The sequence below is a fragment of the Woronichinia naegeliana WA131 genome, assembly GCA_025370055.1.
GTDB lineage: Bacteria > Cyanobacteriota > Cyanobacteriia > Cyanobacteriales > Microcystaceae > Woronichinia > Woronichinia naegeliana.
In genome coordinates this window covers 6,029,524-6,041,644 of sequence record CP073041.1, presented here as the reverse complement: position 1 = coordinate 6,041,644, position 12,121 = coordinate 6,029,524, and the positions used below count along the sequence as shown (strand labels likewise).

At 42.3% G+C, this 12,121-nt stretch carries 8 protein-coding genes and 5 pseudogenes; 8 read left to right on the top strand and 5 right to left on the bottom strand.

All coding sequences use genetic code 11. The features are described from left to right. Positions 1–277: 277 nt before the first annotated feature. From KA717_30715 to KA717_30705, 3 genes are all read left to right on the top strand, one after another. Positions 278–1,258, top strand: a complete 981-nt coding sequence (locus tag KA717_30715; protein UXE60008.1) for a cysteine synthase A — start codon at positions 278–280, stop codon at positions 1,256–1,258. Between the two features lie 93 nt (positions 1,259–1,351). Next, positions 1,352–2,125 carry a DUF1868 domain-containing protein gene (locus KA717_30710; GenBank protein ID UXE60007.1) on the top strand — a complete coding sequence of 258 codons (774 nt, stop codon included), beginning with the start codon at positions 1,352–1,354 and terminating at the stop codon, positions 2,123–2,125. 52 nt (positions 2,126–2,177) lie between these two features. Continuing rightward, on the top strand, positions 2,178–3,374 hold the full coding sequence (locus KA717_30705) for a DNA double-strand break repair nuclease NurA (GenBank protein ID UXE60006.1): 1,197 nt from the start codon (positions 2,178–2,180) through the stop codon (positions 3,372–3,374). A 28-nt stretch (positions 3,375–3,402) separates the two neighbouring features. Here the strand turns inward: KA717_30705 and KA717_30700 are convergent, their stop codons facing one another. Beyond that, positions 3,403–3,870 (bottom strand): GNAT family N-acetyltransferase, encoded by a 468-nt coding sequence (locus KA717_30700; protein ID UXE60005.1) that lies wholly within the window; start codon positions 3,868–3,870, stop codon positions 3,403–3,405. Between the two features lie 148 nt (positions 3,871–4,018). Next, positions 4,019–4,483, bottom strand: coding sequence for a CBS domain-containing protein (locus KA717_30695; GenBank protein UXE60004.1), 465 nt, complete (start codon positions 4,481–4,483; stop codon positions 4,019–4,021). Between the two features lie 299 nt (positions 4,484–4,782). On the opposite strand from KA717_30695, the gene KA717_30690 reads away from it, so the two are divergent. Further along, entirely contained in the window at positions 4,783–4,962 is a 180-nt protein-coding gene (locus KA717_30690) for a hypothetical protein (protein UXE60003.1), read from the top strand. 105 nt (positions 4,963–5,067) lie between these two features. Here KA717_30690 and KA717_30685 read toward each other — a convergent pair whose 3' ends face one another. Continuing rightward, positions 5,068–6,765: a hypothetical protein gene (locus tag KA717_30685; GenBank protein ID UXE60002.1), complete on the bottom strand. Its 1,698-nt coding sequence runs from the start codon at positions 6,763–6,765 to the stop codon at positions 5,068–5,070. 292 nt (positions 6,766–7,057) lie between these two features. Between KA717_30685 and KA717_30680 the strand changes: the two genes are divergently transcribed. Next, entirely contained in the window at positions 7,058–7,561 is a 504-nt protein-coding gene (locus KA717_30680) for a helix-turn-helix domain-containing protein (GenBank protein ID UXE60001.1), read from the top strand. Between the two features lie 38 nt (positions 7,562–7,599). On the opposite strand, the pseudogene KA717_30675 reads toward KA717_30680, so the two are convergent. Next, a pseudogene (locus tag KA717_30675) lies at positions 7,600–8,881 on the bottom strand (ISKra4 family transposase). 76 nt (positions 8,882–8,957) lie between these two features. On the opposite strand from KA717_30675, the pseudogene KA717_30670 reads away from it, so the two are divergent. Then, a pseudogene (locus KA717_30670) lies at positions 8,958–9,281 on the top strand (transposase). A 125-nt stretch (positions 9,282–9,406) separates the two neighbouring features. Beyond that, positions 9,407–9,535: pseudogene (locus KA717_30665) on the top strand (IS630 family transposase). A 536-nt stretch (positions 9,536–10,071) separates the two neighbouring features. Here KA717_30665 and KA717_30660 read toward each other — a convergent pair. After that, positions 10,072–10,455, bottom strand: a pseudogene (locus KA717_30660) (transposase). A 124-nt stretch (positions 10,456–10,579) separates the two neighbouring features. On the opposite strand from KA717_30660, the pseudogene KA717_30655 reads away from it, so the two are divergent. After that, positions 10,580–11,916 (top strand): annotated as a pseudogene (locus KA717_30655) (IS5 family transposase). Positions 11,917–12,121 lie beyond the last annotated feature (205 nt).

The window sequence follows — 12,121 nt, the reverse complement described above, 5'->3', positions numbered from 1 at the left end:
TAGTTATTGGAGCCAATATTATAGATAATTCATCATGTGATTTAATTCAGGAATGTTGGGGACTTTATCCCAAGAGTAGCGATCGCTTTTTTCTGGTTGGTGGGGGAGGGCGCGATCGCCTTGTTCACCGAGATGCTCTTGTTATAGTGCAAAGACACCGAGTTAATCGTACTTTTTTTTAATCTCGATCCAACGTGACTGTATCATTGATCGCGGTAAGTTTAACGGTACGATAGAAATATTTGCCACCCTATAACGATTAACTGCTCAGGCGAGAATGAACATCAAAAACGGTTTTATTGAGACAGTCGGGAATACCCCCCTCATTCGTTTAAATAGCGTTAGTGACGAAACAGGCTGTGAAATCCTCGGAAAAGCAGAATTTCTGAACCCAGGCGGTTCGGTCAAGGATCGGGCTGCCTTGGAAATCATTGAAGATGCGGAACGTCAGGGCATTTTAAAACCAGGGGGAACCGTTGTGGAAGGAACGGCGGGCAATACGGGTATTGGATTAGCTCATATCTGTAATGCCAAGGGCTATAAATGCTTGATTGTTATTCCTGATACCCAATCCGTGGAAAAAATTGAACTATTGCGTACCCTAGGGGCGGAAGTGAGAACAGTACCAGCCGTGCCTTATCGTGACCCAAATAATTACGTCAAACTTTCGGGACGGATTGCGGCGGAGTTAGATAATGCTATCTGGGCTAATCAGTTTGATAATCTGGCTAATCGTCAGGCCCACTACAAAACAACGGCTCCTGAAATTTGGCAACAAACCGATGGTAAGGTAGATGCCTGGGTGGCTTCGACGGGAACGGGGGGAACCTATGCGGGAGTGGCTCTATACCTCAAGGAAAAAAATCCTCAGATTAAGTGTGTGGTGGCCGATCCCTTGGGGAGTGGTCTCTATAGCTACATCAAAACTGGAGAAATTAAAATTGAGGGCAATTCCATTACGGAGGGCATTGGCAATAGTCGCATTACCGCTAATATGCAGGATGTTCCCATTGATGATGCGCTACAAATCGATGATCCTGAAGCGTTGCGAGTGATTTATCAACTATTACGTCAGGATGGCTTGTTTATGGGCGGTTCGGTGGGGATTAATGTGGGGGCAGCGATCGCCTTGGCCAAGGAAATGGGGCCGGGCCATACCATTGTTACTATTTTGTGCGATGGTGGAGCGCGTTACCAGTCCCGAATTTATAATGCAGAATGGTTAGCCACCAAAGGCTTAAGTTTGCCCCAAGGCTAAATTTTTCTTGTCAAGGCCCCTGAGAACAGACTTCTCAGCCCTAAAACCCGTAAACTTGTCACTATCGGCTTATTTAGTCGCGGAGGATTTAGCTTGGACGATACCTATCAAATTTATGTCAATCGGGTTGCTCGCCTAACCCTGACCGCAACCTATCACAGTCAACTCCTCAATATTCAACCGTCTCCGAAGTTTGAGCAAGGTCAGCCGGTTCCTTTTCCTGGTTGTAGTGTGATCACACCGCCTGGGGAAGAAGATGCAGATAATTTTCCCCTTTACGAACAGTTAACGGAAATTCAACAAAAACTCAAAGCCGTCTTTGGTTCTTGTCTAGGCTCCCTTCCACCTCAAAGTTTTCATCTCACCCTGGCCGATCTCATTTGGGATACAAAATACCAGGAAGCGATCGCTGAAAATCCCCAATTTAACCAACAACTGAAAAGTTCTATCCAAAAAAGTTTTAATAACTATAAATCGCCTGGCAATAACACTGGCATAATCGAGTGGCAAATTTTAGGGGTATTAGTTCTACCCCGCGCCTTAGCGATCGCCCTAGTGCCCAAAACCGAGATCGACTATCCTCCAATTTGGGAATTGCGACGTTCCCTCTATCAAAATCCTAGTTTGATGGCTCTGGGTATTGAGCAACAATATAATTTTACAGCCCATATTACCCTGGGCTATTTTGATGAAATACCGGCTAATTTTAATATTGAAACGACAACAGAACAACTTAATCAAATTAATGATCATTGGTTAGAAAGTGAACCCCAAATTTTTAAAATTCGTCAAGCGGAACTTCGTCATTTTTCTGACATGACCCAATTCCAACGAGATGCCGATGATCCGATCCTGCACTTTACCTAAAAGCTTAATGAGCAAATTAGACTAAAAACCTAACAATCAAAGGTTTAAAAGAATGCTTGATCTCGCTAAACTGGCGGTCAAAATTCCAGGCATGAGTCAACACTTTAAAAAAGAAGTGGCAGCTAGTCGTCAACGGCTGGAAAGGGCTTTGCAACTCTTTGACTTAGCCCAATCTCAGCAGAACCTTTTAACAGAACGCTATCATCTTTGGCGCGATCGCCTCTTTTTTTCCGTTGCCTTACCGATTGAACCATTAAATACCAAAGTTAGGATTGCCACTGCCCCCAAAAGTCATAGTGTCTTTGCTACCGATGGTTCCCAAATTGCCCCTTCTCATCATGAAATCGCCTATTGCTATCTGATCAACATTGGGCGCATTATGCTGCACTATGGGCAAAATTTACATCCTTTATTAGATAGTATTCCTGAAGTTTATTACCGTCGCGAAGATCTCTATGTCTCTAAACAATGGGGCATCCGCACAGAAGAATGGATGGGCTATCGACGGGGTGTTTTAGAAGCCCAATATTTGGCGGAAATGGCCTGTCGTTGGGTTAGACCCCCCGGCCCCCATACTGATCCCAATTTAGCGATGGTAGATGGGTCGCTTATTTATTGGTTTTTAGAAAGTTTACCCCAGGAAGCTAGGGATCAAATTTTATTGCCCTTGTTGGCCGCCTGGGAGGAGTTAAAAATAGCTCGCATTCCGCTATTAGGTTATCTCAGTGCCTCCCGTAGTTCAGAAGCCATGAACTTTTTACGATTGCAAGCCTGCAATTATGAAACGCCAAATTGTGGACTCCATTGCAGTGGTTTAGAACAGGACACTACTCCTTGCCAACTGTTTGAACCTCTACGAGATGCCACTTTTTGGAGTTATCTTCTTGAACCTGGGCAACGTAGTCCTCTCTGGCAAAGTTCGGCTCGTATTTTGGATCTCTATTCCACTGACCAACGCATCTATTTTTGTTATGTCAATGTGGGGACTGAAATTGCACGGGTTGAAGTTCCGGCCTGGGTGGTAGAAGATTCCTCTTTATTGGAGCAATCCTTGAGTATTATGTTAGCCCAGGTCAACAAAGGCTACGGTTATCCGGTTGCCATTGCTGAAGCTCATAATCAGGCGGTCGTTCGAGGGGGCGATCGCGCTCGTTTTTTTGCCCTCTTAGAACAGCAAATGTTAAAAACGGGCTTGCAAAATGTGGGAACATCCTACAAAGAAGCCCGCAAGCGCGGTAGTGTGGTTTAGCGGCTGATTTACAGTAATTTACAGTGATTTACTCAGAGGCCGGAATGAGACGACAAATCCGCCAATCCGGTAGAACTTCGGCCCCCATACGACGATAAAAGGCGATCGCCGATTCATTCCAATCTAAAACACTCCACTCCACTCGTCCGGCTCCTCGCTGTTTAGCGAAATCAATTACTTGACCCAAAAGTGCTTTGCCAATTCCCTTTTGACGATAATCAGGCAAGACAAAAAGATCTTCGAGATAAAGTCCTGGTTTAGTCAAAAAAGTTGAATAATTGGTGAAAAAGAGGGCAAATCCGACGGTGACTCCGTCCCAATCTGCCAGAATAGCTTCTGCGTAGGGATGATCGCCAAAAAGATGCTCGGTTAGGTTGTTCTCACTGGCCGTCACAAGATGGGTTAATTGCTCATAATCGGCCAACGCGCGAATCAGATGAATTAACGTTGTTACATCACTGCGTTGAGCCGGACGAATTTGTAAATGCTCAGACATGATTTGTTTTAAAGCTGTTTAAAACTGCGATCGCTTCAGTCAGTTAAGTAGCTGGTTGCAATTAAATATAAAACGTGGGATGGGCATCCTGCCCGTTCACAGGCTAGAAGCCTGTTCCACCATCTAACAATTAATTAAGCCGACTTACTTAACTACTTTGAGCCATATCACGAATAATATCGCCCTGGGTCAAAATGCCAATGAGATCCCCCGATGCTGAATCAACCACCGGCAGGCGACGAATTTTCTTCTCGTTCATGAGATGAGCCGCTTCTCGTAAAGTTTGAGTAGGCTTAATGGTGATCGGATGATCATTCATGACTTCCCCCACCGTTTGGCCAAGGGCTTTATGGATTTCCTTATCGTGGCGAGCAGGATTTTGAAGATAGATAATGCTATCAAGCAACATAATATAGGGCGGCGTATCAACCCCTGACTCTTGCCACATCAAATCAGTATCAGAAATTACGCCCACTAATTTTTGCTGATCATCCACAACGGGAAGTCCACTAATCCGCTTTTCTGCCAGCAGCTTGATCGCCTCCTGTAACGGCGTTTCGGGTTTGACGGTGATGGGATTCGGGGTCATCACTTCCCCAACCGTTTTAGTCATAAAATTTCTAGAAGCACGATATTAAAATTTGCAATTGTTTCTATTGTAGGCAATGGCGGCTGGCCAAAACCGAGACGTAACAGATTATTACAGGTTTTAACTCATTAGTTATTAGCTTATCTATGGGCTTGGTTATCAGCGATCGCCGAACTGGATCGAGCCAGCCACAAAAGTGTCACTATGGATCACCCTTTTCAGAGAAGTCAGAGCGACTATTAAAGGTGCTAGAAAATAGCTCAAAACAAAGTTCACTGCCTATCCTCGAAAACATCCATTAATTACGGTGGAGAAGAGATAAAATGACATCCTCTGCTTGGACTGAACGGCATCTTTCGGAATTAAATGAATTGTTTGACTTAGCGCGACATATCGAACAAAAGATTTTAAGTTTGAAACACCTATCAACTGAACACGCTCATTCTCGTTCGGTTAACCCTGAGCTTTATTCCCTACCTAGACTGGTTTCCCTCGCGCCATAAAAATCAAGAATCGTGTTTTCCAAAATGATTGCAAACAAGGGGTTTAGGCCCCTTGCTACAGACTTTGCTTGGTGAGTAATTATGCGGATTGAATGGGCAACAATGTTAAGATTCAATTCCCAAAAGTTTTAGAAACTGAGATTCAGAGAGTTGAGAAATACCGAGTTTCTGAACTTTTTTCAACTTTTCACCAGGAGATTTACCGACTAAAGCATAATCCGTTTTCGCACTGGGAGAACTCATCAAAGTTCCACCCGCCGTCTGGATTAAATCTTTGGCGCGATCGCGGTTAATCTGGTTCAGAGTTCCCAAAATAATAAATTTTTTACCTACCAAGGACGTTTCAAACGTTTCAGTGGGAACTATTTCTGGCGTAGCGGTTTGAGTTTCAGGACTATGTTCAGAGGTTTCCAGAGTAGCAACGGGAGAAACTTCGGTTACGATGTCAGGAACGGTAGCCGCAGGAACGGTGTCCGCAGGTGTTTCCCTCTCTGTAACTGTTTCAGCAAGCAAGATTGGTTCGTTTTCAAGTTCATCATTAGGCAGTGTGGAAGGTTCTTCTTCCTCCTGTATCTCTTCAGATTCGTCATCGTCATCTGCCAGAATAATACTTACTTGTAGTTCAATAAGTTGACGTTCGAGATCGGCCACCTTCGACTGTTCTAATTGCAATTGAGATTCTTGTTGAGTTTTATCTGCGTTTAAGGTCTCGTATTGCTGTTGAAGTAGGGCGAATTGAGACTTGAGCGATTGATAAGCCAACTCTTGGTTTTTTTGAACCATTTCTAGACCTTGGCGATCGCTTTCCCATTGAGTTTGAGCATTCAGAAAACCTTGGCGATCCTTTTCGAGGCTTTCTTCTAGGGTTTTGATCTGACCTTCTAGGGTTTGTAACTGGGCAGTTAACACTTCCCCCTGGGACTTTGCTTGCTGTTCTAGGTTTTCCAGATTAGCCAACTGTTGACGCAAATCAGTTTCTAGAGCCTGCCATTCTCCTTTCTGGGTTTCCAGGGTTTGAACTTGAAGATTGAGGCTATCTGTTAAGGCGATCGCCGCTCGATATTGAGATTCCCGTTCAGCGATCGTCTTTTGCAACGGCTCAATTTTGGTATGGAGAACTTTAACAGTATTCTGTTCCTGCTCCAATGCCTGTTCCAATGTCTCAACCCGTTCCAACTGCAATTGACCCTGAGCTACCAAGGCTAATTTTTCCGTATTCCAATCCTGCTGAGATTTCTCCAATTCCTGAACTCGAACCGCCTGTTGCTGCTGCCGTTTTTGATTCTGTTCCAGCCCTAAAATCTGACTCCGTAGATCTGCCAGTTTAGACATCTCCTGCTGTAACCGCAGGGACAAACCCTCCTTAGACTTCTGAAGTTCCTGGATCTCCCGTTGATGGCTTGCCTTCAATTGTTCGTGAAAGACTTCTAACTGACTAAATTGTTGATGTAAAGATTCACTAGATTGCTTGAACTGTGCCGCTTGTTGCCTCAGATGACTATTCTCATCTTCCCGTTCTTGCAAGTGTTGTTGAAGATGGGCCAAGTCTTTTTCTAAATGATGAACTTTACCCTGCAAAGACAATGCTTCTTGCTTATAGGATTGAGTCGCTTCCTCAGAAGTGCTTAAACGAGTTTCGAGATCCGTTTTAGACTTTTCTAACGCGGCCTTATCAGCATCAGTGTGTTCCTCTAGAATAACGACCGGCTGTTCTTCTGAAGCCCGACGCATCTGCAAAAACAGGCCGATTCCTCCGACAACGGTGAACAGTCCCCCTAACGGATAGACCCAATCATTAATCATGTATTTACTCCCTCCAGTTAATTCAATAGGAAAATTCCCTTGTCTCTTTGTTCAAATCATTGCCATTGAACTAAAAATCAGGGAATCTCATTACTTATAGTTATATCAAGCAATTCTTCACTCCCCTAGAAAATAGTCGCAAATCTTAATCCGAGGCATCCCTTTTCACTACAGGGCAAACGCATCTTAATTTTTGAACGATAGGCTAGTGGTCTGTCAAGCTAAAGATTGTGAATTTGAGGGAAAATGGAGAGGCTATTCATTACCTCAACAGATATCGTAATAAGTAACCATGCTCAAGACCTATATTGTCCGATTAAGTCAAGAAGAACGTCAGACCCTAAAAGATTTGGTATCCATCGGCAAAGGAGCGGCTTACAAAATTAAGCACGCCAATATTCTGTTAAACATTGATGTGAATGGACAAGGATGGACGGATGAGGAAGCTGCCGCCGCCTTTAGTTGTCACCGTAACACAGTCGCCAATCTCAGGGAGCGATTGGTCAATGAAGGTGTGGAGTCAGCATTAAGCCGCAAGCCCCGCAAAACGCCGCCTCGTCAACCGATTATTGATGGAGAGGTAGAAGCAAAACTAATCGCCTTACGTTGTGGAGAACCGCCTGCTGGTCAAGCCCGTTGGACATTGAGGTTACTAGCCGACAAGGCGGTCGAGTTAGAAATTGTGCCAGCAATTAGTCACGAAACCGTGCGTCAAGTGTTAAAAAAACGAACTAAAACCTCATCTGCGACAGATGTACGTGATTCCACCAGAAAAGAGTGCCGAATTTGTGTCTAACATGGGGTGCGACCTTTAGTTGATAAAAGCTGTTGTAATCAGGGTTCTACAGGGAACCCATATTGATCAAGTTTTGCCCAAAATTGACTCCATCGTTCCTTGGTCAATACCAAAGCTCGTAGGCTCAAAATAATTCCTGCTCCTTTTTCCTTCCATCGCATTCCTGAACAACATAATCGTTGTTTGACCAACGTCTTACAAGCTGCTTCCGTAACACCTGAACCAATCGGATACTTTTTCTCTAAGTATTCAGCATAATCCATTTGATGCTGATGATTCTCGTAATAAGTAATCGCCGCTTGTAGTTTCTCGGTAAGATTCTTAGAATGACTTTTTTCTTCTTTGACTTCTTTCATCAGATTTAGCAGTTCTCCTGCTTTTCCTTTTTCATGCTTGAGTTCTCGACAATTTTCAGTCAACCATTCTTTTTGTTTTGACACGGTATTCGGATGCAACGCTTCTGCCAAGGCACCTAAGTAACCAGAGGCATGATAGAAATCTAATATCTGTTCTTCCGTCTGCTTTTCTAAAAACTTCCAATTTGATTCTGCACCATCTGCTATCCCGACCAATGTTGCCTCTGGATAACGGTTTTTCGCTCGCTCAATTTCTCTTTCCAATCTTTCTAGAAAACTCTTTTTTCCGTACTCTGGTGCCGCACCTAGATAGATTGTCTGTTGACGTTCTCCCTCACTATCGTATAGGGAAACGGTTCCCACCATTGCTTCACGGTAGCCATCCTCACACATCAGCATACAGGTTCCATCTAATCCTATTCCCACTGTTGCAATTTGGCTATCCTCCTTGGGCGGGGCATAACTCCACGCTTCTTCTTTTGCCTGTACCACACTTCCTACTGCTTCACTCAATCTTTGGATATAGGATAGCGCTACTTTTCTACCATGATTTTCTAATAAATCATTTTTCACCTCTTTGCCTGCCATCCCTGACATTTTTGAGGATACCTGTTTTGCCAATAATGGCGTTGATGTTATGATTATCCTTGCTTCTCTTTCTAAGGGGCAATACGTTTTTCCTCAAAGGTGAACGCTGATATACATGACGATTCACTATAACCTCACCATAAGGTGTTTGATATTCTTTCGGTTGCTCTCCCTTACTCTTCCAGATTTCTTCACCGATTTTTAAGGGTGAACCATCTGTATCTAAATATTTCAAGGCTTCTTTGCTGGCGATGCAACCTACTTCGTTTAAGCCTTTTTGAATATTTATTTCTGTATCCAACATTGAACGACTGAGTTCTAATGTTAGTTCTATTTTTATCTTTGAACCCTCTACATTAATTAGTTTTGCTGTCATCATTGTTTCCTCTTTGTCACTTTTCATCTCATGTTAACACTTTTCTTTTCCTTCATCAACTAAAGGTCACACCCCTAACATGGAAGATGTTCTAGAAATTTATCACCGACCCTATGACCCCAATTGTCCAGTGATTTGCATGGATGAGCAACCTATACAATTGGTCAAAGAAACCCGCCTTCCTCTACCAGCCAAACCTGGACAGCCAGAGGCGCATGATTACGAATATGAACGCAATGGAACAGCCAATATCTTTATGTTTACAGAACCCTTGTCTGGGTGGCGAAAGACAGTTGTCAGTGAACGTAGAACATCGGTTGACTGGGCAACAGAAATTAAGAATTTACTCGATAACGACTATGCTGATATACCTCGCACGGTGATAATTTGCGTTTTTTAGTTCAGCCCCCCTAGCCCCCCAAGTGTTGGGGGAACCATTCTCTATTTATCGGTTTCAAAGTCCCCCAGCATTGGGGGATTCAGGGGGCGAAAATCTCAATCCATGACCGTGCCAAGTATAACGACAAAGTCATTTTAGTATGTGATCAGCTAAATACTCACAAACTTGCCTCACTATATGAAGCATTTGAGCCTTCCACGGCTCGTCGTCTAGTCGAACGGTTGGAAATTCACCATACCCCAAAACATGGCAGTTGCAGGGCGAACGCATCTTATTTTTGAAAGGTAGTGGTCTGTCAAGCTAAAGATTGTGAATTTGAGGGAAAATGGAGAGGCTATTCATTACCTCAACAGATATCGTAATAAGTAGGGCTTGCTGAATAAGTATAGAACCCTTGCCAGATAATGCTTTCAAGCATTTTAAAAACGATCAGGTGCAAGGTTATGGCCTTTGGAGGCTCAAAGCCCATGCACGTCGTTGGAAAACTGGGGGTTGAAATTGGAAACTACTCTCTGAAGTCACCATTTTTCGCCTCCTGTGGCATCTAGGTTCGTTTTGTGGACTTTTTCAGCAGACCCTAAGTAGGGCTTGCTGAAAAAGTCAAAAAACGAAAGAAATGTGGGTTAGGGAAGTATGGACTGAAAAAGCATAGATAACTTATCCTTATGGAAACAAATCAAAATACAGATTTTGTTTAATCTATTGTTCCTTTCTGTCTAAAAAGGTCAACACAAATCACTCCTCACAAAAGAGAGGAAAATTAACACCATTTTTCACAAGAAAAACGACTCTACAACTTTTTACTTTTTGTCTTCTGAAGTAGAGTAGAAAGATTCATTACCAAAAAGTTCATCGCAATTACCGTTTCCGAGGTCTCAGGTAGTTTGGCCATCACTCGACCAAGACTAAATTTCCTCTTTCCCTGTCCGAATTTACCCTCAATGGCATTACGCACTCTTTCATCTGAGCGTGCCTCTTTCTTTTTTTCTTTGCTCACCTCTTTCGGCGGTCTTCCCAATCGGGGACCACTCATTCTTATATCCCTTTCTTTACAATAAGCTCGATTCGCTTTTGTTCGATAGATTTTATCCACATGAACCGATTCCGGATAACATCCTGTTTCCCTTTTATATTCTTCTATTCGCGCTTGTAAATCTCCCGATTCGTTGTAATTAGGGCTTGCTGAAAAAAGCTGAAACCTTTACGGAGAAAAATAGTAGGCGAATTAAGAACCGCTAGAATGCACGAAAATAGGGTAGAATGCCTCAAAACCATTGCATTAAGAAGAGAGAAAGCAGATGTACCGAAAGCAACAGTACTCAATTGAAACACCAGAAAACTTGAAAAATCTGTTCGGCGGGCAGTTAGACGAAGAAAATCGTTGGATAGAAATGTCAAAAATGATTCCCTGGGAAGAATATGAGGAAGAATATGCAAAAAACTTCACAGAAAAAAAAGGAGCCCCAGCCAAATCATTTAGAATGGCATTAGGAGCATTAATTATCAAAGAAATTTCAGGAAAAAGTGACAGAGAAACAGTAGAACAAATAAAAGAGAACCCTTATTTACAGTACTTTATAGGAATGGAAAGCTATAGTAGCAAAGAAGCATTTAATGCGTCAATGATGGTTCATTTTCGTAAAAAAATAGGAATGGAATTAATAAATAAAATTAATAAAGAAATAGAAAAAAAGCGACGGGTGTAGCGTCAGAAAAAAAAGAAAATGAAGGAAAGTTATTGTTAGATGCGACTTGTACACCAGCAGATATAAAATATCCAACGGATATAGGAATATTGAATGATGCCAGAGAAAAAACAGAAAAAATAATAGATAAGCGATATGAAGAAATAAAAGAGAAAAGGAAAGAAAAGCCGAGGACTTATAGGGAAGTGGCAAGAAAAGAGTACTTAGCCATAGCAAAAAAACGTCGTGTGTCAAAAAAAGAAAGAAGAAAAGGAACAAAAAAACAACTAGGATATATAAAAAGAAACTTGTCTCATATAGAAAAAATGATAGAAGAGGGAGCAAAGTTAGAAAAACTAACGAAAAAAGAGCAAGAAGAGCTTGTAACGATAGGAAAAGTGTATGAGCAACAGTTAGAAATGTATGAAAAAAAGACAAATAAAGTAGAAAACAGAATTGTGAGTGTAAGCCAACCTCACGTGCGTCCAATAGTGCGTGGAAAAGCGGGAAAAGCAGTAGAGTTTGGAGCTAAAATATCGGCAAGTAATGTGAATGGCTTTGTCTTCTTAGACAAATTAAGTTGGGATAATTACAACGAATCGGGAGATTTACAAGCGCGAATAGAAGAATATAAAAGGGAAACAGGATGTTATCCGGAATCGGTTCATGTGGATAAAATCTATCGAACAAAAGCGAATCGAGCTTATTGTAAAGAAAGGGATATAAGAATGAGTGGTCCCCGATTGGGAAGACCGCCGAAAGAGGTGAGCAAAGAAAAAAAGAAAGAGGCACGCTCAGATGAAAGAGTGCGTAATGCCATTGAGGGTAAATTCGGACAGGGAAAGAGGAAATTTAGTCTTGGTCGAGTGATGGCCAAACTACCTGAGACCTCGGAAACGGTAATTGCGATGAACTTTTTGGTAATGCATCTTTCTACTCTACTTCAGAAGACAAAAAGTAAAAAGTTGTAGAGTCGTTTTTCTTGTGAAAAATGGTGTTAATTTTCCTCTCTTTTGTGAGGAGTGATTTGTGTTGACCTTTTTAGACAGAAAGGAACAATAGATTAAACAAAATCTGTATTTTGATTTGTTTCCATAAGGATAAGTTATCTATGCTTTTTCAGTCCATACTTCCCTAACCCACATTTCTTTCGTT

Coding starts and splice junctions, on each gene's coding strand:
- KA717_30685 (UXE60002.1), bottom strand. CDS start 6,765: ATGATTAATGATTGGGTCTATCCGTTAGGGGGACTGTTCACCGTTGTC.
- KA717_30690 (UXE60003.1), top strand. CDS start 4,783: ATGACATCCTCTGCTTGGACTGAACGGCATCTTTCGGAATTAAATGAA.
- KA717_30695 (UXE60004.1), bottom strand. CDS start 4,483: ATGACTAAAACGGTTGGGGAAGTGATGACCCCGAATCCCATCACCGTC.
- KA717_30680 (UXE60001.1), top strand. CDS start 7,058: ATGCTCAAGACCTATATTGTCCGATTAAGTCAAGAAGAACGTCAGACC.
- KA717_30715 (UXE60008.1), top strand. CDS start 278: ATGAACATCAAAAACGGTTTTATTGAGACAGTCGGGAATACCCCCCTC.
- KA717_30700 (UXE60005.1), bottom strand. CDS start 3,870: ATGTCTGAGCATTTACAAATTCGTCCGGCTCAACGCAGTGATGTAACA.
- KA717_30705 (UXE60006.1), top strand. CDS start 2,178: ATGCTTGATCTCGCTAAACTGGCGGTCAAAATTCCAGGCATGAGTCAA.